The organism is Flavonifractor sp. An9 (assembly GCF_002161245.1).
GTDB classification, from domain to species: domain Bacteria; phylum Bacillota; class Clostridia; order Oscillospirales; family Oscillospiraceae; genus Flavonifractor; species Flavonifractor avicola.
In genome coordinates this window covers 87,665-107,173 of the sequence record NZ_NFHC01000004.1, presented here as the reverse complement: position 1 = coordinate 107,173, position 19,509 = coordinate 87,665, and the positions used below count along the sequence as shown (strand labels likewise).

Sequence of the window (19,509 nt, the reverse complement as noted above, 5' to 3'; positions counted from 1 at the left end):
CCTTAAAATTGGATGGTTGGCAGCCACTCAGGCGGCCAGCTGGTTGATACGGCTCCACTGCCTTGCCGGCATGGAGAGAATGTTGTAACCGATGCCCTCCAGCGCAGTCGCCCGGTCATAGTCCGGGACATCCTGGCTGTGGCGGGTCACCGCGTTGGATAAACCATAGAGCGTCAGGTCGTTGCCCTCGATCAGCCGCTGCAGCACACCGGAGCTTTCCTCATCAGTTATGTGGAAGTCCTTGCTGACCAGCTTGACAATGCCGGGGACATCGGTGGTATTCATGCGGGCATCTTTGGCCTCCCGCATCATGTTGACTACACGGGTAAAGCGCACCTCGTCTACCACGGCCCGCACCGTGTCCTGGATCTTCATGGCAAAGGCTTTGTCGTCTGCTTCCAGCGTCTTTTCCGAATACAGCTGATAGTTCTCCGAAGCCTCGTTGACGCGGCCCACATGAGTGCGGCGTGTCTGAGCATCATTTACGACCATTCCGTTACTGCACACCAGCCGGTAGACCAGCGGCTGGATGTTCACCGAACCGAGTCCCACCTCGCTGTTGCTGATGATGATGCCGGACTGAACGATGTCGCCTGGCACGACCTCGGCCTCCAGGCGGGTGTTGACTACCTTGATATACATGCGGCTTTCCGTGAGCTGGCAGCTCTCAAAGTGCATTCCCTCCATATCCTGAAGGACAGGAAGGACGATGCTCGCAATATCAAGGTTGTCAATGCGCCGGTAGCGGTTGCTCAAAAATGCCCGTGCCGTACCCTCAATGGTGCGGATCATACGGACAGAGGGCTCCCGCTGGAACCAGGCGTTCACATTCTGCGCCAGCAGCTGGGGATATTTCTCCAGCATCTTGTCATAGTAGGCTGCCGGGATCTTCAGGTGTGTGCCAATCTGCCGGTGGGCAATGGAATTGACCTCCAGCGGTTCAAGCGCCGGGACACCGGATTGGTCATAGGCGTTGAGGTACAGCTTCGAGTCAAAAGGCTCCAGACGAAGGCTGCGGGTGTCCAGCATATAGTCGGCTTTCAAATCAGCCTGGCGCTGGATCTCCTTTGCCATGTCTACAAGACTGATCCCTGATTTCATTGTTATTTCACTCCCCTCTCTGGGTGATGGCGGTCACCAGGAGACCTGGATGCCCTGCGCCGTGGTTTCAGCCGACAGGCCCGTGCTTTCAAACACTTCCACCAAGCAGGGCCAGTAGACCCTCGCGGGAAAGTTCGAAAGATGTTCCTGCGGTACCAGTTCATCGTCCTGCTGGATGCAGATGTCGCCGTTTTCCCGCAGTGTGAGCTTGCTGTGCCCACGGGAATTCAGGTCGGCGATCAGCGTTTCCATGATTTCGCGCCCGCAGTTTTCATACCAAACGCGCGGATCGATGGGGCGCCTGTTGGGCGGGATATTGGCCTCATCGTCCTGTTCTGTACCTGCTTTGGACAGAGGCACGATTTTGAGCAGGTCACATTTGATGGTTGCGTCCTGGCCAAATGTGATGTCTGCATGGTCGAATCCATCTACATTGTGAAGCCGGATGCGCCCAGTGCCATTGGTGCGGATCAGCTCTGCCGGCCGCTTCTCACACCACTCAAAGCAGGCGTCAGAATACGACGAGCGCAGATAGGTCAGAATCCGGTGGTTGGCATAGCGGAGCAGCAGGTCGTCTGAAACAGGTTCCTCCAGTTCCGGGACCTGGAATGTGCTCTGGGCAATGCCTTCAGCGAGTAGCCGGCGTTCTCTCTGTTGGCGCTGCCGGCGGCGTTTGGCTTGCTGCATATACGGGAGCAGGAGGATCAAAACGACCCAAAGCCCCCAAAGGGTGAATACCCCAATCAGCAGCCACGCCTGCCACGGCCCGCGCACCAGAGCCATGATGGCGATGACAGCACCGATCAAGATGGTGATGCTGCCGCTCAAAAGTCCCTTGTCATTACTCATTTTCTTACCGTCCTTCCTTTAGATTTTGCCTGAAAACAAAAAAAGAGGGACCGCACCAAGCTTCAGATCATTCTGAAAACTTGATACGGTCCCTCTGCTGCGCCGGATTTTATTCCGGCAGGGGTTCGCGGTCGCCATTCATCACCTCGGGAGGTGACGGAACAGGCGCCGCTTCGTCAGGGTCATGCTGTTCACTTTCGGATTTTGCTTTGGAGGACTGCCCGGGGAGAAATCCAAAGTCCGTCAGCCATATCTTCAGCTTCTTGACTGTGGTTCCGTCCTTTTGGCGAACATCCACCAGTTTTTGCGATCCGGTGAGCCAGATCATGCTTCCCTTTTTGACCTTGAGCCGCATGAGCCGGGTAACATCGTCACCGCGGGCCCATACCTGGTAGTAGTCCGGCGGGGTGTTGCCGGAACGCTCCATCAGGTCGAAACAGACATATTGCTGTTTTGACTGGCCCTCTTTCGGGACAAGCTCGTGCATGACTCGGCCAAATACAACGATTTGTGCCATAACACTTCCTTTCTTCGCCGTTGGCGTTCATATCTATATATAAAAAGTGCCAGCAGATACCAGCCCCGAAAGGGCGCGGCAATACCACTGACACTTGATACAGCATACAACCTTGACTGCGTGTGCAATGCAGATTTTTAATCTGCGGTACAGAAGCTTAGTCTGTATCCCACATGGGGAACGCACAAAAATCAATTACAAAGTAAGTGTAACACTATATCTTGTATTTGTCAAGTAGCATAATACTATATATAGATATTTGAGCAAGGCGAATCACAATATATGGTTCATGTAGCGGTAGTAATCATCCAGCAGATAGAATCTGAGTGTACGGGCTGCCGGTGTCCCGTAGCCGAATGTCAGGCCATAGAGATTGCCTGTCCCATCTACGCCGAGTGGACCGAGCCAGCGGGCGGCGGTGTTGCCGTTGAGATACCAGAGCTGAATATCCCGGTAATCATCTTCACTGATAAGACCGGAAGAAGCCAGACGATAAGCGTCTTCCTCTTCGATCATGGAGTGGGAAAGAAAATGGCGGTAGAGCTCGTCCGACAGCCCAAGGGCTTGCTGGTAGGTCAGAGGATTGGGGTGGTCCAGCCACCAGCGGGTAATATCTTCAAAGGTACGCAGACGCGGTTTGGGATTGAGGGCCCGGAAACGCCGGATGAAATCTTTGATTTCTTCCGGGGCGGCCGGCGGTGGGAGCGGGATCTCACGCACTTCGTCATCTAAAAAGCCGAAAGCAAGTTGCTCGCCGGTTTCATCCTCCAGCAAGAGCGAGGTGCGGGACAGCGGTGAGACCAGGAAATGCTCCATCGCAAAGGTTTCGTCCAGAAAACGCTGGATCTTGTATTGCTCAATGGTATGGGGCTTATACATTGGGGTGGACCTCCTTTTAAGTATTCCGCCTATTAAATAGGGCATTTTTTATTTTTTTCTGCAAAGTAGATGCTACTTCAAAAGATTATTGTTTCATATTTAGACAAGGTATTTGGCTATAGGCTGCTTATTGAAGCCAATACGAGATTTTGGTACTATTTGTCTGGCGCTTCATTATTGAATGGAAGTGTGAGAACTTGACTTTCTGGATGTGCTAAATTATAATATTCTATGAGCAGGGGGACTACCTCGTAGTTGAGAAGGTTAAAACCTGACCCTTTGAACCTGTTGGCTAATACCAACGCAGGGAGCTTAAGAATACAGTATCGTATTTTTAGGACATTCTCTGTTTTGGGAATGTCCTTTTTAATTGAATATGTATGATATGTGTTTGCGAGGGAACTGAACAAGTTGAAAAAGGTAAGACCTGACCTCTTGACCTGTCGGCTAATACCGGCGTAGGGAAGCAATTTCTTACGCTTGTATTGCGTCTGAATGAGCTTCTAATTTTTAGAGGCTCTATTTTTTTATCTTAGGAGGAAATGAAAATGACATTCATGGAAAACATATTGGCTCACAACATTCCCATCTGGGAGCAATGTGCAGCAACCCCTTTTGTGCGGGAAATGCAAAACGGAATGCTGCCTTTTGAAAAATTCAAGGTTTATATGATACAGGACAGCATTTATCTAAAAAACTATGCCCGCATATACGGAAAGGCAATATTTCATGCGGATACGTTAAAAGAAATTCAACTTTACTATTCCATGCTGAACTTTGTGAACGATACAGAGTCCGAAGTGCGGTTAGACTATTTGAAGCAATTTGGTATGACTGACGATGATATAGAAGGGATCGCTCCCCTTCCAGAAAATCAAAGGTATATTGATTTTATGTTTGAGGTTGCGGAACATGGGAAAAACGAGGAAATACTGATGGCTGTTCTTCCATGTATGCTTAGTTACAGCTATATTTTCCGCAAATTGGCTGCTGAACCCGAAAGCAGGCAATCAAGATATTGGGACTTTATTAGGGATTATGCCGATGAAAAGTATGCAGATAGTTGTCGAGAGTGGTGCGCTTTTGCAGATCAAAAATGTAATGAGATCCCGGAAATGAAGCAAAAAAATCTGGCAGATATTTTTGAAAAGGCAAGTTTATTGGAGCTGGATTTCTGGATGATGGCTTATAAAAATGAAGAAATGGAGGAAAACGAAAAATGAAAAAGGTGTTGTCTATTGCCGGATCAGATTGCAGCGGTGGTGCTGGTATTCAGGCTGATTTGAAAACATTTTCTGCGCATGGGGTATTTGGAATGAGTGTAATTGTTTCGGTTGTTGCAGAAAACACAAGCCGAGTGATTGATATTCAAAATGTTACCCCGGATATGATTGAAAAACAGATAGACGCTGTTTTTGAGGACATTGAGGTGGACGCTGTGAAAATTGGTATGCTTTCCACGCCAGAATGTATGAAAGCAGTTGCAGCAAAAGTCAAACAGTACAAGCCGGAAAATGTTGTGATCGATCCTGTTATGTATGCCAAAAATGGCTGTCCTCTTATGGAACCCACTGCTGTATCTACTTTGATTGAAACTATTATTCCGCTTGCAGATGTACTTACCCCCAACATTCCAGAAGCGGAAAAAATAGCGGATATGCAGATTTCTACTGTTTCCGATATGGAAACGGCGGCAAGGAAGATACATTCTATGGGCTGCAAATCAGTTGTCGTTAAGGGCGGGCATCATATTGGAAACGCTGTCGATGTCTTATTTGACGGTAGGAATTTCTATCATTTTGAAACTGCCCGTATTGATACAAAAAATACTCACGGTACAGGATGCACCTTTTCTTCTGCAATCGCCTCTCAACTTGCAAAAGGGAAAAGCGTCCCCGACGCTGTTAAGGCTGCCAAAACTTATGTCACAATGGCGATTGAACATTCCCTTGCTATTGGAAAAGGCTGTGGCCCCACACACCATTTTTATGAACTGTATCAACACGGTTTGTCGGAAGAATAGGAAGGTGTGAAAATGGATTATTCCCTTTATCTTGTTACAGACCGCCGATTTATGGGCAAGCAAACACTTGCAGAAGCAGTTGAACAAGCAATATTAGGAGGCTGCACAATGGTTCAGCTCCGAGAAAAGGAACTGTCCTCATTGGATTTTTATTGGCAGGCAATAAAAATCAAGCAGATCACGGACAGCTATCACATTCCCCTTATCATAAATGACCGTGTAGATATTGCAATGGCTGTTCAGGCGGATGGGGTGCATATTGGGCAGCATGATATTCCTGCGGCGGCTGTACGAAAAATGATCGGTAAGGATATGTTATTAGGCGTTTCTGTTTCCACAGTTGAACAGGCGATAAAGGCACAACAGGACGATGCGGATTATTTAGGCGTTGGTGCGATGTTTCCTACTGGAACAAAAACAGACGCAGATTTTGTATCAATGGAGAAATTAAAAGAAATCCGTACAGCCGTATCATTGCCAATCGTTGTAATTGGTGGTATCAACAAGGATAATGCCCATTGCTTTAAGACCGCAGGGATTGATGGACTGGCCGTTGTTTCAGCTATTTTAGCGAAGCCGAATATAAAAGTTGCCGCAGAGGAACTAAAAGCTATATTTTCAGGAAAGGAAAGCAAAAATGGATTTTGAAGCGGCAATTTTTGATTTAGACGGGACTCTTTTAGACTCAATGGATGTGTGGGAACACATAGACATTCAGTTTTTGCAAAAAAGAAATATCCCTGTTCCAGACGGTTATGTAACAGAAATCTGCGCTCGGAGTTTTGAAGAAGCTGCACAATACACGATTGATCTTTTCGGCTTACCGGAAAGTGTAGATAGTATCATTGATGAATGGAACGATATGGCACTTTATGAATATGCCCATCACGTTAAACTGCTTCCGTATGCGCTGAATTATCTAACACAGCTAAAAACACAAGGGATAAAACTTGCAGTTGCCACCGGTTTGCCAGAGAAATTATATGTCCCATGCTTAAAGAACAACTCTATTCTGGGGCTGTTTGACGCCTTATGTTCAACAGATGAAGTACATCGTGGGAAAGAATATCCTGATATTTTTGAATATGCCGCCCAGAAGTTAAGCGTTGCTCCTGAACGCTGTATTGTCTTTGACGATGTTCTCCCAGCAATTAGAAGTGCAAAACAGGCTAAGATGTTGGCAGGCGGTGTATATGATAAATATTCTGCGGATCAGCGCAGAGAAATCGAAAAGATTGCAGATATTTACCTACTTGATTTCAAACTGGCTCCCATACCACGAAAAGGGGTGTGACAATGGAAAAATGGGACTTATATAATGCAAAACGCGAAAAAACAGGGCTTACTATGCAGCGCGGAGAAAATATCCCCAAAGGGCTGTATCATTTGGTTGTGAGTGCATGGATTGTTAATCAGCAGGGACAGTATCTTTTGTCCCAGCGCCATCCAGACAAGCAATACCCTCTTTATTGGGAGTGTACGGGCGGCGCTGTACTTTCGGGTGAGAATAGTTTACAAGGAGCTGTCCGAGAAGTAAAAGAAGAATTAGGAATAACGCTTGCCCCTGAACAGGGAAAACCTATCTATCAATTTCGCCGGGAGGATATGCAGGATTTTTATGACGTGTGGTTATTCCATGCAGATATTGACATCAAGGAAATGGTGTTACAAAAAACAGAAGTCGTGGATGTGCAATGGGTAAATCAGGACAAACTGCTAAATATGTTTCAAAAGAAGCAACTGCACCCCTTAATAACCTATATTGATACTCTTATCTCCTAAGAAAATGCCAGTTGCAAAGTCTGTTGGTCTTGCCCCGGAATTTCCCTGGTACGAATGGCGATACAGAACTTTTCAAAAAATCCCGTAATATCAACGGTTTCCGGGCTTGCCGGATAGCAAATAACTTGTATTAGACCCCCTTTTGGGCGGCTGTTTTTTAACAGTCGCCCTTTTTCTATCCCCAAATTTAGTGTGCGTTTTAGGGTGGGAAATCCCTTGTTTTTTCGCCTGTGGGCGGCGCAAACGAGGCCGCCCATATCCCTTTCCCCCATGGGAGGCCGGGCGGCGGTACAGGGGCGTAAACCTGCCAAAACGAACACTTTTTCAAAACCGAAGGAAGGAGGTATCCAACATGGCGGTATTCCGCATTGAGAAAACCCGCGATTACACGGTGATGTCCAATCACCATCTGCGGGATACGGACCTGTCGTTGAAATCCAAGGGGCTGCTCTCTATGATGCTGTCCCTGCCTGAGGACTGGAACTACACCACCAGGGGCCTTGCGAAGATCTGCAAGGAGGGTACGGACAGCATCGGCTCTGCCCTGAAGGAGCTGGAGCGGGCCGGCTACATCGTCCGCAACCGCCTCCGGGACAGCAAGGGCAAGATCGTGGACGTGGAGTATGTCATCTACGAAACGCCCCATCCCCCGGAGCCGGACGGGCCGTGTGAGGATGAGCCGGATACGGAACATCCAGATACGGAAAACCCGGATATGGATACTCCAGGTCTGGAAAACCGACCGCAATTAAATAAAGATAAAAGCAATCCTGATAAATCAAAAAAAGATGAACTCAGTACGGAAGGATCAAATCCTGTCCTATCAATCCCCCAAACCCCCAGGGGCTCGGACCGGAAAGGACGGGACCGGATGCGGGAGCGGGAAAGTTATCGGGAATTGATTTTGGAGAACATCGAGTATGACTGCCTCATCCAGAACCACCGCCTTGACCGGGACCGTCTGGACGAGCTGGTGGAGCTCATGGTGGATACGGTGTGTTCCAACCGGGAGATGATCCGCATCGCCGGGGATGACTACCCGGCGGAGGTGGTAAAGTCCCGGTTCCTCAAGCTGAACAGTTCCCATATCGAGTATGTGCTGGACCGTATGCGGGAGAACACCACCTATGTCCGCAATATCAAGAAATACCTGCTGGCCGCCCTGTATAACGCTCCGGCCACCATTGACAGCTACTACACTTCCTTGGTGAGCCACGATATGTACGGCAGCGGAGAACGGAGGTGATGTGAGTGCAGGAAGAAATCACGCAGAGGACGGTATCCCTCTCGGTGGAGGCCGGCAAGATGACGGCGGACCTGCTCCAAAAGGCTGTGAAAAAGGTGCTGGAGGAGATGCAGAAGAAGCCCTCCCAGCGCAGCTTACACCAGGGAAAACAGACCCTGCACCAGCTCAAACAGCATGGGGCCTCCCTGACCAACATTGAGATCACGGAGCAGAACATCAAGGCGTTTTCGGCGGTGGCGAAGAAGTATGACATCGACTATGCCCTGAAAAAGGACCCCACAACCGACCCACCGCACTACTATGTGTTCTTCAAGGCGAAGGATAAAGACCAGCTCCAGCCGGCCTTCAAGGAGTTCACCGCCATGACCCTGGATCGGGAGAAGCGCCCCACCATCCGGGAGAGGCTGGCCCAGGCTCAGGAACAGTCCAAGACCAAACATCGGGAACGGGAGAAGGTCAAGACCAAGGACCGGGAGGTGACGCGATGACCGATAAGCTGAAAAAGCAGCTCATCCTCAATCTTCCGTATCTCGTCTTTGTGTATCTCTTTGACAAGCTCTGCCAGGGCGTGCGGCTGGCTCCTGGGGCTGACGCCTCGGAGAAGCTGCTCCATATCAGGCAGGGCTTTTCAGCGGCCTTCGCAAGTTTGGCACCCAGTTTCCATCTGCTGGACCTGTGTGTGGGCGCCGCCGGCGCGGTGCTGATTCGGCTGGTGGTCTACTCCAAAGGCAAGAACGCGAAGAAATACCGCCGGGGGATCGAGTACGGCAGCGCCCGCTGGAGTGCATAATCTTAAGTGTAAAGGAACTCTACATGGACGCACAGGAGGATATGCACATGAATGATTACAACAAAATCACAGCCCTTTACTCCCGTCTTTCCGTAGGGGACGAGGACAGGGACGGCGGCGAGAGCAACAGCATACAGAACCAGAAAATCTTTTTGGAGAACTACGCCAGAGGGCAGCGGCTGACGAATATCCGGCACTACATCGACGACGATGAAAGCGGCAGATTTTTTGACCGTTCTGCCTACTCCCGCATGATGGAGGACGTTGAAAACGGGAAAATCGGCGTTTGCATTATGAAAGACCTTACCCGCTGGGGGCGCGACTATCTCCAAGTCGGCAACGCTATGGAGATATTCAGACGGAACAACGTGCGTTTTATCGCGGTCAACAACGGCATTGACAGCGAGAAGCCCGACACATTGGAGTTTGCGCCCTTTATCAACATCATGTCGGAGTGGTACGCAAAGGACATCAGCAAGAAAGTGAAAACGGGCATTAAGACCAAAGGCATGAGCGGAAAGCCGATTGCCACCGAAGCCCCCTACGGCTATGTCAAAGACCCGGACAACAAGGATTTTTGGATAATCGACGAGGAAGCCGCCGAGGTTGTGCGCCTTATTTTCCGTTTGTTTATCGGCGGGAAGAACCGCAACCAAATCGCCGTATATCTGAAAAACGAGCAAATCCCTACCCCCACTTTCTACATGAAAGACCGGGGACGGGGAACGTGTAAAAACAAGGCGCTCAATGAGGATAACCGCTACAAGTGGAACAAAGCCACCTTGACCCATATCCTTACGCGGCAGGAGTATTGCGGCGATGTAGTCAACTTCAAGACTACAAAGCATTTCCGGGACAAGCGGAACCACTATGTAGACCGGAGCCAATGGCAGATAACCGAAAATGTGCATGAGCCGATTATTGACCGCGCCGACTTTGAAACCGCACAGCGGATTTTGGAAAACGCGCCCGTCAGACGCCCCAACGGGGACGGGGAAATCCACCCTTTGTCGGGCTTGCTTTTCTGTAAGGATTGCGGCGCAAAAATGCACATCCGCATAGATTACAGAAACGGCGGCAAGCGGCACGTTGCCTATTGCAGCGAGTACCACAAGGGGAAAGCCAAAAACCCCAAGTGCCATTCCCCACACATCATTGACGCTGACTTGCTTATGCAGACCGTCGCGGAAGTGCTGAAGAAAATCGAGGACTACTCTATCAGCAACCGGGCGGAGTTTGAAGCCTTAGTGAAAAAGAGCCTTGCCATGCAGCAGACCGACCAGACCAAGAAACAGCAGAAACGTATCCCGCAAATCACGACACGCCTTGAACAGATTGACAAGGTGCTGAATAAGCTCTATGAGGACAACGCCCTCGGCACTATCCCGCAAGACCGCTATGAGCAAATGTCGCAGAAGTATTCGGAAGAATACTACACACTGAAAACGGAGCTTGCGGGACTCCAAGAGCAGCTATCCGCTTATGAGAACGCGGGAGGGCGGGCGCAGAAGTTTTTGAAGCTGACGGAACGCCATGCCGCCTTTACCGACCTCACCCCCGCCATTCTCAACGAGTTTATCAGCAGGATTGAAGTGCATGAGCGCGACCAGAAAAGGGCGAGATACGCAATCCAGCACATCAGCATATATTTCAACTATATCGGCAGGTTTGAGAACGAAGTAACGCAGCTTGCAGAGCCGACCGAGCAGGAAATCCGGCAAATGCGGGAGGAAATCGAAGAAGCCAAAAAGAAAAAGAGCCGCGCCTACCACCGGCAGTATTCAAGGGAGTACCGGGCGCGAAACCTTGAAAAGCAGCGGGAGTATGACCGTATCAAGGCGCGGGAATACCGGGCAAGGAGAAAGGCGCAGACCGCCGCCGCACAGCCCGCACAGTAAAACAGAATAACCGACAGCCGAGAGGGGATTTTCCAACTACGGGGAATCCCCTTTTTCGCGCCCGGAGAAAGGAGCCGACTATGGCAGAACAGAACGGGACGCCCACCGAACCCCGGAACCCCGACAGTATCATCACGACGCAGAGGAACGGGCAGACCATTGTTGCGGAGTTATTTTTCAATCACAGCAGCACAGAAACATTCCGCGACAAGCTGCTCAAGACGATACTTGCCGACAGTTCGCGTTTATCCGCGTCTGACGGTCAAGAGCCGGAAAAAACAGAAATCTTGCGATAACAGCCGCCCCGACGAACCATTCCCCGTCCGGGCGGTTTTTATCGTCAAAAACGCCGTTTTCTCCAAGTCAAGAGCCGGAGAAAACACCCGAAAAATGCCCCTGTTGCGTAACAGGGGCGCAGAAAGGAGCTTGCATGAGAACAGGGCTTACCAAGCAGGAAAAGACCACTGATATTTGGTTTGACGAGAAAGACCCCCTTATCCATATCCGCACCCACAACACCGCCTTGAAAAAGCGTCTGCTTGCATACAGCCGCCGTTATCCGGCGATCTGCCAGCAGACCGACGCAGACCCGGAAACGGGCTGCATGGAGTTTGATATTGAGAAAGGCCGCTTCTCTTTCCGTCTGACCGCCCCATACAGTGAGGAACGCCGGGAAGCAGCGCGGCGGTTTGCCAGAGAGAATAATTCCGCCAGCAGGCTAAAATGATATAGATTTGTTCATAGACTTGTGATATACTTTTGCTTAAGTCTTGAAAAGACGCTTAGAACATTAAATTTACGGAGGCGATTTTGTGAAAAAATTAGCAGCTTTATGTATTGCGCTTATAGGTATGGTTAGCTTGACATCGTGCATGAATGCCAATGCTAATGTTCCTGATACAGAAGATAAAGTAACTATTGAAATGAAATTAGATGAAAACTACGACGATACAGACCCCTTTATCAACGAAAGATTGTTTTGTGTATCAGAAGATTTAGACACTTTAACCGCCGAGGTAACTTTTGAAATGGACGGCGAAAGTGGCATTTTGGAAGTAAAAAATAATAAAACAAATGAAGTCTTATGGAGTAATTCATGGGAGGAAAATGTTAAGCCGGAAACTTTTACAATTTCCTTAAAAGACCTTAAAAAAGATGATGAATATGTCGTATGTTTTACTGGGACAAAAATCAACCAAGCTACAATAGAAATCACTTTTGAAAGCGAGTTAGTGCAAGAAAGAGAAAAGCCGTTGCGGTAATTTACAACTTTCAAGCAGATAACTACCGAGTTCACAACTAAATACACAAACCGAGAGCAGCTATTTTCAATCAAAGAAACGGCTGCTCTTTTCTTTTGCCCATGAGCAGAAAGGAGCGACCAGCCATGACGAAACCAAGAGAGAAAACCCGCGAGGAATTGACTGCCGAGATTGAGGAAAACAAAAAGAAAATCCGGCAGTTTGAAAACCGGGAGAAAATCATCAAGCAGAAGCTATCCGTTGAGGAACGCAAGGCGAGAAACCACAGGCTTTGCAAGCGCGGCGGCTTCATGGAGAGCCTTGTGCCGGAGCTGATTACCATGCCGGACGAGGACGCGAAAGCCTTTTTACGTCTTGCCTTGACGAGCGAGCCAGCACAGGAGTTTTTGAAAAAGCGAGCCGAGAACGGGAACGCGAAATAATCCCTTTGGAACAAAGGGCGCACTTATACACCCTTGCGGGCGTGTGCGCTCTGCCGAGGGCTTATCTCCGCACAGGGAACTTTCCCCGCGCTCCGATATGGCGGCTTTGCCGCAACAAGGGGCTGCACCCCTTGCGCCGCTTCGCGGCTATCCCTGCACACCCACAAAAACAGTACACCCGCTTGCGCGTCTGTACTATTTTTGCGGGTTTTATTATCCTATCCGGGAGGTGATACCCATAGCTATTTACCATTGTAACATCGGCATTGTGAGCCGAGGAAAAGGCAAGTCAGCCGTTGCCGCAGCCACCTACCGAAGCGGCGAGAAAATCACAAACGAGTGGGACGGAATGACCCATGACTACACCCGCAAGCGCGGCGTTGTCCATACGGAAATCCTATTGCCGCCCCATGCCCCGCCCTCTTTCTCTGACCGCGCTACCCTATGGAACAGTGTGGAGCTTTACGAGAAAACCGGGAACGCCCAGCTTGCCAGAGAGATTGACGCAGCACTCCCCATAGAATTATCCAGAGAGGAACAGATCCGGCTTGTCCGGGAATACTGTTCCTCTCAATTTGTTTCCAGAGGAATGTGCGTTGATTTTGCCATTCACGACACCGACAGCGGCAACCCCCATTGTCATATCATGCTTACTATGCGCCCCCTTGACGAGCGCGGCGCATGGGCGGCGAAGTCCAAAAAGGAATATGACATTGACGAGAACGGCGAGCGCATATTCCTAAATCGTTGTCCATTCCCTTGATGGTGGTATATAGATATGTCCCTACGATATTGCAGGAATTTTGCTATGTGAATGAAAGCCTGAAAATGCGGGGGCTAAATCTATCTGTCAGGAATTTGAAGCACCTGATACCGACCATTGAAAATTACATGGTGCCATTGCTGTTCAGGAGTGAAAAACTTTCGGAAGAATTGTCCGCGGCCTCTTTGTGCAAGGGATTGAGCGTAGAGCGTAACCGTTCTTGCTGCACCGAAGTTAAATTAACTCTTGCTGATTTTCTCTATTTGTTAGGCATGGCAGTCGTGATCTGTGGCTTATTGTATCTTGATTTCTTGAATTTTTAGGAGGTGAATGTATGCAGAATGAAAAAGTAATATGCAACAAATTCTCTTTTGCCTATGATAGCAATACTTTCGGCATCCACGACATTGACCTGACAATTCAGGAGGGAGAATTTATTGTTCTCACAGGAAAAAGCGGCTGCGGAAAAACAACATTGACCCGTTGTATAAACGGATTGATACCTGACTTCTTTGAAGGAACAATCACAGGTTCTTGCCGGGTATGCGGCATGGATATATCGGAACATGAAACAGGGGACTATTCCTCTTATGTTGGTAGTGTGTTTCAAGACCCGCGTTCACAGTTTTTCACGCTCCATGTAAAAACAGAGATTCCTTTTCCGAGTGAAAATTTAGGAACCCCATCACCTGTCATTCAAGACCGTTTCCGAAATACCGTGAAGCAGCTTAATATATCCAATCTATTAAAGAAAAGCATATTCGAGTTATCCAGCGGCGAGAAACAAAAGGTTGCGATTGCGTCCATTTATACAGCGAATGTTCAGATATATGTCCTTGACGAGCCATCCGCTAATCTGGATTGGGAGGGAACTAAGCAGCTCAAAAAGCTGTTGGGGCAATTAAAGGAACAGGGCTGCACAATCATCATTTCAGAACACAAATTGTACTACTTAAAGGATTTGGCTGATCGTGTTGTGATTCTAAAGGACGGGCAGATCAACACGATTTTGTCAGGAAATGAGTTCAAAGCACAGTCCACGAATTGGTTTCATGACAATGGGCTGCGGCAAGTAAATCTAAAGGATATTGTTTGTAATCCCGCCTCTGTGAAAGCAGCTACCCGTGAGCAAGTTTCTGTCCGCGCTGAAAACCTATCTTTTGGGTATCAGTCAAAACAGCTTCTTTGGAAAGATGTTTCGTTTGAGTGCCAGAGTGGAGATATTGTTGGAATTGTCGGTAAAAATGGAACGGGGAAATCCTCTTTAATCCGCGTTCTCATGGGCTTGGAAAAGCCGAAAAGCGGAAAAATCAGTATCGCCGGTAAATATGCTTCTAAACAGCAGCGTCGCCACAAATCGTTTTATGTTATGCAGGATGTGGATTATCAGTTTTTTGCCGGAAGTGTCATTTCCGAAATGGTAACAGGTTTTGAGAAAAACCCCACCGCCTATGAACGGGCCAGAGAGATTTTAAGGAAGTTTTCTTTGGAGGGATACGAAAATGTCCACCCCTCGACCCTATCAGGGGGACAAAAGCAGAGGCTTTCTATCGCATTGTCCTGTATGAGTGATGCTCCTTTCCTTTACTTTGACGAACCCACAAGTGGACTGGATGCCGAAAACATGAAGCTGGTAAGTGAAACAATTACAGAACAGGCGGCTGCAGGTAAAATCGCATTTGTCATTACCCATGACTACGAATTTGCAGCATCCTTATTTACGTCGCTATTAGTAGTACAGGACGATCATTCCATAAAAAGAATATCTCCTGACGAATATAGATCAGAAACACTATCAAAAATCTTTGAATTGGAGGAATAACGTATGAGTTCAAAAACAAAAGGGAGTAAAAAACTTCGTGACCTGATTCGCGTGGGCGTTTTTAGCGCCTTATGGATTGCAGCGGGCTGGATTATCGGTTGTACGGTAGGCTTCTTCCCGCCTATCATGCTGGCCCTGCCTTGTATTCTCGCGATTTTCGGGGCGCTGATTCTTGTTGTCATGCTTTCTAAAATCACCATCCGGGGCGGAATTTTGATTTCTTCATTCCTGTTCGGTATTTGCCTGTTTTCTATGGCCCCCTACGGCCTTATGTTTATCTGCACTTTCGTTGGCGGCATTATCGGTGAGATTCTATATGATACTGTGGGTAAGAACAATCACGCCGGTAAAATCATTGGTGTGGTCTGCCCCATGCTTGGCCTTGCGCTCGGTGAATACATACCGCTGTGCTATATGCAGGACGCTTTCAAGGCTTTTTATGCAGAACGGATTACCGGGAACATGGCAAATGCCAGCATGGAGCTGATTAACACGCCTATTGTAGTTGTCCTCACGATTGTTACGATCCTCTGCGCCATCTTAGGCTACCTGTGGGGCGAAAAGATAGCGGCAAAGAGGCTTGCAAAAGGAGGTTCCGACAATGGCAAAAGAAAATAAGAAAAAGAGTGGTATTCCCCGGCTGTTGGAGCTGGCGGGAGAAAAAAAGACTTTAATGGTGTGGGGGTGCATTCTCTCAACCGCAAATGTGTTCTTTCAGTTAGTCCCGTTCCTGGCCGTATATAACATTATGGTTGAATTGCTGAAAAACGCATCTGATCTCACAAATGCAGATACGGGATTTATGGTGTCATGGGCTGTAAAGGGCATTGTTGGCCTGCTGATCGGTTATGTATTTATGTATTTTGGCGGTATGTTAGGCCATACTGCTGCCTATCGCACGCTCTACGGTATTCGCGTCCGTTTGTCTGAACATATCAGCGAATTGCCTCTTGGGTGGTTTAATCGAAATGCAATCGGGAAAGTCAAGCAAATTGCGGAACAGGATGTAGAGCAGATTGAAAAATTTATTGCTCACCAATTCCCTGATATGGTGAATACCATTGCAATGCTAATCGTCATGGTAATTATCATGTTCCGGCTGAATGTGTGGCTGGCGCTTGCCTGCATCATTCCTATTATCGTAGGCTTTACAGCCCAATTCTCTATGATGTTCGGTTCCAAAGCCCAGGAGGGCTTAAAGGAATACTACGACGCGCTGGAAAATATCAGCACATCGTCCGTACAGTATGTACGTGGGATGCCCTCAATTAAAATTTTCGGGCAGACGGTTCATTCTTTCCGCAAATTCTACCAGGACATTATGAGCTATCGGGATTTCAGTACGAAATATGCGGACAATTACGAGCCGGTGTATTGTGTTTTCCGTGTGCTGGTGCTGTCTTTAGCGACCTTTATTCTGACAGCCGGTATCTTCTTCCTTTCGGGCGACCCGGAGAACGTGGCTTTTGCCGTGACTCTGCTGTTTTTCCTGATCTTTGCGCCAGGAATTGCTACCCCTGTTTTCAAATTTAACAGTTTGGGTTCCAGCATGAACAACATTACCGAGGGCGTAATTCGTATTGACGAGATTATGAGCGAAGTCCCGATTGCAGAGCCGAGCGCCCCTAAAAAACCGGATGGATATGCAATCTCATTCGATCATGTTTCTTTCTCTTATGGTGGAAAAGACAGTCCGCTTGTTCTGAAAGATGTTTCTTTTGAAGCCGGACAAGGCCAGATCACCGCTTTAGTCGGGCCGTCCGGTTCGGGAAAATCTACGATTGCACAGCTTATTCCCCGCTTTTGGGATGTTCCACAAGGAAAAATCCTGATCGGCGGTGTTGACATCCGGGATATAAAAACCGAGGACTTAATGAATACGATGTCCTTTGTATTTCAGGATTCTTTTCTGTTCTCTGACACGCTTTATAATAACATTGCAGTAGGAAAACCCGGCGCGACAAAAGAAGAAGTGTATGCTGCTGCGAAAGCTGCCCAGTGCCATGAGTTCATCGAAAAACTACCGAAAGGCTATGACACGCTGATTGGTGAGGGCGGTGTTTATCTTTCAGGCGGCGAGGAACAGCGTGTAGCCGTTGCCAGGGCCATTTTGAAAAACGCCCCTATCCTGATTCTTGACGAGGCCACAGCATACGCTGACCCGGAGAATGAATATCAAATGCAGTTGGCACTACAAGAACTGATAAAGAATAAAACCGTTCTGATTATTGCACACCGGCTTATTACGATCAAAAACGCAAATAAGATCGAGGTTATCAACGGGGGAAAAATCGAAGCAGAGGGAACCCACGACGAGCTTTTGCAAAAGAGCAAGACCTATTCTGCTATGTGGGATGCCTATACGCTTTCCTCTGATTGGCAGATTTCAAAGAAAAAGGAGGTGGCGCAGGCATGAAAAAGACCAATGCCCTTTATTGTATAACCGCAGGAAACCCGAAAAAGCTGATAAAGCCTGTTGTCTGGACTGTCCTTGCTGATCTTGTCAACCTTTTCCCTTTTGGCTGTCTGACCTTAGTTGTAAGCAGCATTTATTTATACTTTGGTGGAACGAGTGACACGCTTAACACAAAACAGCTTTGGCTTGTCTGGGGTGGCATGGTTATCCTTGCAATCATTTTGTATCTGTTTGAACGGAAAGCGGTTCATGCCACTTATCACGATGGTTATGATGCCAGCGCAAAGGGCCGCGTCCAGCTTGCGGAACATATCAGAAAATTGCCGCTGGGCTTCCTTATGAGCAAAGACCCCGGCGAATTGGGCAACACAATGATGAATGATTTCGCACAAATCGAGGAAGCTGTTACCCATGTTCTGCCGCAGTTGATCGGAGGCTTTATTACCGCCGTTCTCGGATTTGTAGCGATGTCTTTTATTGACTGGCGGCTGTCCCTTGCCATGTTTGCAGGATTTCCGATTACTTTTTTAATTCTGCTTGGTGTGCAGGTGATTGATAAAATGCGCGGCGCGGCGCATACAAGAGCGAGAATTGAACAGGCAAACCGGCTGCAGGAATATCTGTCGGGAATGAAAGTGATTAAGGCTTATAATCTCAGGGGAACAAATTTCAAACGGCTGGAACGGGCGTTTTACACCTTTATGAAAGAGTGCATCAAGTTGGAATGTGTTTCCGGCCCGTTCTATTTGGTGGCTGTTTCTTTCCTACAATGCGGCTTGTCTTTGATAACAATGGTGGGCGTCTATTTGCTTATGGGTGGAACGCTGGATATTACCATCTTTGTTATGTTCCTTTTGGTTGGAACCCGTATTTTTGACCCGCTGGTTGGCGCAATTATCCAGCTTCCTGTTTTTGTCTATCAGACAGCCGCCGGAAAACGGATTGTTGATCTGCTGGATGAACCTATCATGCAGGGAGATGGGGAAGCCCCCCAAAATCACGATATATCCTTTGAGAATGTGACCTTTGGCTATGGGAAAGATATGGTTTTGCATAATGTCAGCGCGTCTTTTCCATCCGGCACCATGACCGCCATAGTTGGCCCGTCTGGAAGTGGAAAAAGTACAATGCTGCGGCTGATTGCCAGATTCTATGACCCACAAAGCGGCACTGTTCGTTTTGGCGGTATAGATGAAACAACCGTAGATCCGGAAAAACTGATGTCAAAAATTTCCGTTGTATTTCAGGATGTGTACCTGTTTCAAGATACGATTGGAAACAACATCCGCTATGGCCGGGAAAATGCCACGCAGGAAGAAATTGAAGCAGCCGCAAAACTGGCTCATTGTCACGACTTCATCATGGCTCTGCCGGATGGCTATGACACAATGGTGGGCGAAGGCGGCTCCACGTTGTCAGGCGGCGAGAAACAACGAATTTCCATCGCCCGCGCAATTTTGAAAGACGCCCCTGTACTGCTATTAGATGAAGCAACTTCTTCTCTTGACCCGGAGAATGAAGTAGAAGTTCAACAGGCTATCGAAGAACTCGTGAAAGACCGTACTGTGGTAATGATTGCCCATAAATTGAAAACGATTGCCGGGGCCGATCAAATTATTGTATTGGATCAGGGCGAGGTAAAAGAAGTGGGTACACATAAGGAACTGATGGATAATCATGGTCTATACCGGCATTTGTGGGATATTCAGCAGACTACAGCCGGTTGGCAAATCAATTAG

At 48.2% G+C, this 19,509-nt stretch carries 22 protein-coding genes, 2 pseudogenes and 2 riboswitches; of the genes and pseudogenes, 19 read left to right on the top strand and 5 right to left on the bottom strand.

Annotation, left to right across the window (positions count from 1 at the left end):
• Positions 1–27: 27 nt before the first annotated feature.
• From B5G40_RS04535 to B5G40_RS04520, 4 genes are all read right to left on the bottom strand, one after another.
• The gene (locus B5G40_RS04535; RefSeq protein ID WP_058963722.1) at positions 28–1,101 is read right to left on the bottom strand and encodes a DUF932 domain-containing protein; all 1,074 of its coding nucleotides are present in this window, start codon (positions 1,099–1,101) and stop codon (positions 28–30) included.
• A gap of 33 nt (positions 1,102–1,134) precedes the next feature.
• A complete protein-coding gene (locus B5G40_RS04530; RefSeq protein WP_058963721.1) occupies positions 1,135–1,950 on the bottom strand; it encodes a hypothetical protein in 816 nt (271 codons plus the stop codon).
• A gap of 109 nt (positions 1,951–2,059) precedes the next feature.
• Entirely contained in the window at positions 2,060–2,467 is a 408-nt protein-coding gene (locus B5G40_RS04525; protein WP_058963720.1) for a single-stranded DNA-binding protein, read from the bottom strand.
• 273 nt (positions 2,468–2,740) lie between these two features.
• A complete protein-coding gene (locus tag B5G40_RS04520; protein WP_058963719.1) occupies positions 2,741–3,346 on the bottom strand; it encodes a hypothetical protein in 606 nt (201 codons plus the stop codon).
• Between the two features lie 227 nt (positions 3,347–3,573).
• Positions 3,574–3,673, top strand: a riboswitch (TPP riboswitch).
• A gap of 58 nt (positions 3,674–3,731) precedes the next feature.
• Positions 3,732–3,829: riboswitch (TPP riboswitch) on the top strand.
• 65 nt (positions 3,830–3,894) lie between these two features.
• On the opposite strand from B5G40_RS04520, the gene B5G40_RS04515 reads away from it, so the two are divergent.
• From B5G40_RS04515 to B5G40_RS04495, 5 genes are read left to right on the top strand one after another with little or no spacing between them, the layout of a single operon-like run.
• On the top strand, positions 3,895–4,569 hold the full coding sequence (locus B5G40_RS04515) for a TenA family protein (RefSeq protein ID WP_087398908.1): 675 nt from the start codon (positions 3,895–3,897) through the stop codon (positions 4,567–4,569).
• Positions 4,566–5,369 (top strand): bifunctional hydroxymethylpyrimidine kinase/phosphomethylpyrimidine kinase, encoded by an 804-nt coding sequence (gene thiD / locus B5G40_RS04510; RefSeq protein ID WP_087398907.1) that lies wholly within the window; start codon positions 4,566–4,568, stop codon positions 5,367–5,369. The genes B5G40_RS04515 and thiD overlap by 4 nt, the downstream gene beginning before the upstream one ends.
• A gap of 12 nt (positions 5,370–5,381) precedes the next feature.
• Positions 5,382–6,017 (top strand): thiamine phosphate synthase, encoded by a 636-nt coding sequence (gene thiE, locus B5G40_RS04505; RefSeq protein WP_206407209.1) that lies wholly within the window; start codon positions 5,382–5,384, stop codon positions 6,015–6,017.
• Positions 6,007–6,663 carry an HAD family hydrolase gene (locus B5G40_RS04500; protein WP_087398905.1) on the top strand — a complete coding sequence of 219 codons (657 nt, stop codon included), beginning with the start codon at positions 6,007–6,009 and terminating at the stop codon, positions 6,661–6,663. The genes thiE and B5G40_RS04500 overlap by 11 nt, the downstream gene beginning before the upstream one ends.
• Before the next feature lie 2 nt (positions 6,664–6,665).
• Positions 6,666–7,151 (top strand): NUDIX hydrolase, encoded by a 486-nt coding sequence (locus B5G40_RS04495; RefSeq protein WP_206407208.1) that lies wholly within the window; start codon positions 6,666–6,668, stop codon positions 7,149–7,151.
• Here the strand turns inward: B5G40_RS04495 and B5G40_RS16590 are convergent.
• Positions 7,148–7,408 carry a hypothetical protein gene (locus B5G40_RS16590; protein WP_143383364.1) on the bottom strand — a complete coding sequence of 87 codons (261 nt, stop codon included), beginning with the start codon at positions 7,406–7,408 and terminating at the stop codon, positions 7,148–7,150. The two genes, B5G40_RS04495 and B5G40_RS16590, sit on opposite strands and share 4 nt — an antisense overlap.
• Before the next feature lie 95 nt (positions 7,409–7,503).
• Between B5G40_RS16590 and B5G40_RS04490 the strand changes: the two genes are divergently transcribed.
• The 14 genes and pseudogenes from B5G40_RS04490 to B5G40_RS04425 all read left to right on the top strand — a co-directional run bounded on the left by B5G40_RS04490 (position 7,504) and on the right by B5G40_RS04425 (position 19,509).
• Positions 7,504–8,397 (top strand): DUF6017 domain-containing protein, encoded by an 894-nt coding sequence (locus B5G40_RS04490; protein ID WP_087398903.1) that lies wholly within the window; start codon positions 7,504–7,506, stop codon positions 8,395–8,397.
• 5 nt (positions 8,398–8,402) lie between these two features.
• Positions 8,403–8,885, top strand: a complete 483-nt coding sequence (locus tag B5G40_RS04485) for a PcfB family protein (protein ID WP_087398902.1) — start codon at positions 8,403–8,405, stop codon at positions 8,883–8,885.
• Positions 8,882–9,178: pseudogene (locus B5G40_RS04480) on the top strand (recombinase); the annotation flags it as partial. The gene B5G40_RS04485 and the pseudogene B5G40_RS04480, both read left to right, overlap by 4 nt.
• A 56-nt stretch (positions 9,179–9,234) precedes the next feature.
• Positions 9,235–11,085: a recombinase family protein gene (locus tag B5G40_RS04475; RefSeq protein ID WP_343286722.1), complete on the top strand. Its 1,851-nt coding sequence runs from the start codon at positions 9,235–9,237 to the stop codon at positions 11,083–11,085.
• 80 nt (positions 11,086–11,165) lie between these two features.
• Positions 11,166–11,381, top strand: a complete 216-nt coding sequence (locus B5G40_RS04470; protein ID WP_016147291.1) for a transposon-encoded TnpW family protein — start codon at positions 11,166–11,168, stop codon at positions 11,379–11,381.
• Positions 11,382–11,515: 134 nt separating this feature from the next.
• Complete coding sequence (locus B5G40_RS04465; RefSeq protein ID WP_087300364.1) at positions 11,516–11,812, top strand: hypothetical protein; 297 nt, start codon at positions 11,516–11,518, stop codon at positions 11,810–11,812.
• Positions 11,813–11,897: 85 nt separating this feature from the next.
• Positions 11,898–12,347 (top strand): DUF4624 family lipoprotein, encoded by a 450-nt coding sequence (locus tag B5G40_RS04460; protein WP_087300362.1) that lies wholly within the window; start codon positions 11,898–11,900, stop codon positions 12,345–12,347.
• 125 nt (positions 12,348–12,472) lie between these two features.
• Positions 12,473–12,769, top strand: coding sequence for a DUF3847 domain-containing protein (locus B5G40_RS04455; protein ID WP_087300360.1), 297 nt, complete (start codon positions 12,473–12,475; stop codon positions 12,767–12,769).
• A 229-nt stretch (positions 12,770–12,998) separates the two neighbouring features.
• Positions 12,999–13,505: pseudogene (mobQ, locus tag B5G40_RS04450) on the top strand (MobQ family relaxase); the annotation flags it as partial.
• 26 nt (positions 13,506–13,531) lie between these two features.
• The gene (locus B5G40_RS04445; protein WP_087398900.1) at positions 13,532–13,855 is read left to right on the top strand and encodes an energy-coupling factor transporter transmembrane component T; all 324 of its coding nucleotides are present in this window, start codon (positions 13,532–13,534) and stop codon (positions 13,853–13,855) included.
• 11 nt (positions 13,856–13,866) lie between these two features.
• A complete protein-coding gene (locus B5G40_RS04440) occupies positions 13,867–15,354 on the top strand; it encodes an ABC transporter ATP-binding protein (protein WP_079545325.1) in 1,488 nt (495 codons plus the stop codon).
• A 3-nt stretch (positions 15,355–15,357) separates the two neighbouring features.
• The gene (locus tag B5G40_RS04435) at positions 15,358–15,972 is read left to right on the top strand and encodes an MptD family putative ECF transporter S component (RefSeq protein ID WP_087398899.1); all 615 of its coding nucleotides are present in this window, start codon (positions 15,358–15,360) and stop codon (positions 15,970–15,972) included.
• A complete protein-coding gene (locus B5G40_RS04430) occupies positions 15,956–17,770 on the top strand; it encodes an ABC transporter ATP-binding protein (RefSeq protein WP_079545329.1) in 1,815 nt (604 codons plus the stop codon). The genes B5G40_RS04435 and B5G40_RS04430 overlap by 17 nt, the downstream gene beginning before the upstream one ends.
• Positions 17,767–19,509 (top strand): ABC transporter ATP-binding protein, encoded by a 1,743-nt coding sequence (locus B5G40_RS04425; protein WP_087398898.1) that lies wholly within the window; start codon positions 17,767–17,769, stop codon positions 19,507–19,509. The genes B5G40_RS04430 and B5G40_RS04425 overlap by 4 nt, the downstream gene beginning before the upstream one ends.

Coding starts and splice junctions, on each gene's coding strand:
- B5G40_RS04535 (WP_058963722.1), bottom strand. CDS start 1,101: ATGAAATCAGGGATCAGTCTTGTAGACATGGCAAAGGAGATCCAGCGC.
- B5G40_RS04530 (WP_058963721.1), bottom strand. CDS start 1,950: ATGAGTAATGACAAGGGACTTTTGAGCGGCAGCATCACCATCTTGATC.
- B5G40_RS04525 (WP_058963720.1), bottom strand. CDS start 2,467: ATGGCACAAATCGTTGTATTTGGCCGAGTCATGCACGAGCTTGTCCCG.
- B5G40_RS04520 (WP_058963719.1), bottom strand. CDS start 3,346: ATGTATAAGCCCCATACCATTGAGCAATACAAGATCCAGCGTTTTCTG.
- B5G40_RS04515 (WP_087398908.1), top strand. CDS start 3,895: ATGACATTCATGGAAAACATATTGGCTCACAACATTCCCATCTGGGAG.
- thiD (WP_087398907.1), top strand. CDS start 4,566: ATGAAAAAGGTGTTGTCTATTGCCGGATCAGATTGCAGCGGTGGTGCT.
- thiE (WP_206407209.1), top strand. CDS start 5,382: ATGGATTATTCCCTTTATCTTGTTACAGACCGCCGATTTATGGGCAAG.
- B5G40_RS04500 (WP_087398905.1), top strand. CDS start 6,007: ATGGATTTTGAAGCGGCAATTTTTGATTTAGACGGGACTCTTTTAGAC.
- B5G40_RS04495 (WP_206407208.1), top strand. CDS start 6,666: ATGGAAAAATGGGACTTATATAATGCAAAACGCGAAAAAACAGGGCTT.
- B5G40_RS16590 (WP_143383364.1), bottom strand. CDS start 7,408: ATGGGCGGCCTCGTTTGCGCCGCCCACAGGCGAAAAAACAAGGGATTT.
- B5G40_RS04490 (WP_087398903.1), top strand. CDS start 7,504: ATGGCGGTATTCCGCATTGAGAAAACCCGCGATTACACGGTGATGTCC.
- B5G40_RS04475 (WP_343286722.1), top strand. CDS start 9,235: ATGAATGATTACAACAAAATCACAGCCCTTTACTCCCGTCTTTCCGTA.
- B5G40_RS04470 (WP_016147291.1), top strand. CDS start 11,166: ATGGCAGAACAGAACGGGACGCCCACCGAACCCCGGAACCCCGACAGT.
- B5G40_RS04465 (WP_087300364.1), top strand. CDS start 11,516: ATGAGAACAGGGCTTACCAAGCAGGAAAAGACCACTGATATTTGGTTT.
- B5G40_RS04455 (WP_087300360.1), top strand. CDS start 12,473: ATGACGAAACCAAGAGAGAAAACCCGCGAGGAATTGACTGCCGAGATT.
- B5G40_RS04445 (WP_087398900.1), top strand. CDS start 13,532: ATGGTGGTATATAGATATGTCCCTACGATATTGCAGGAATTTTGCTAT.
- B5G40_RS04440 (WP_079545325.1), top strand. CDS start 13,867: ATGCAGAATGAAAAAGTAATATGCAACAAATTCTCTTTTGCCTATGAT.
- B5G40_RS04435 (WP_087398899.1), top strand. CDS start 15,358: ATGAGTTCAAAAACAAAAGGGAGTAAAAAACTTCGTGACCTGATTCGC.
- B5G40_RS04430 (WP_079545329.1), top strand. CDS start 15,956: ATGGCAAAAGAAAATAAGAAAAAGAGTGGTATTCCCCGGCTGTTGGAG.
- B5G40_RS04425 (WP_087398898.1), top strand. CDS start 17,767: ATGAAAAAGACCAATGCCCTTTATTGTATAACCGCAGGAAACCCGAAA.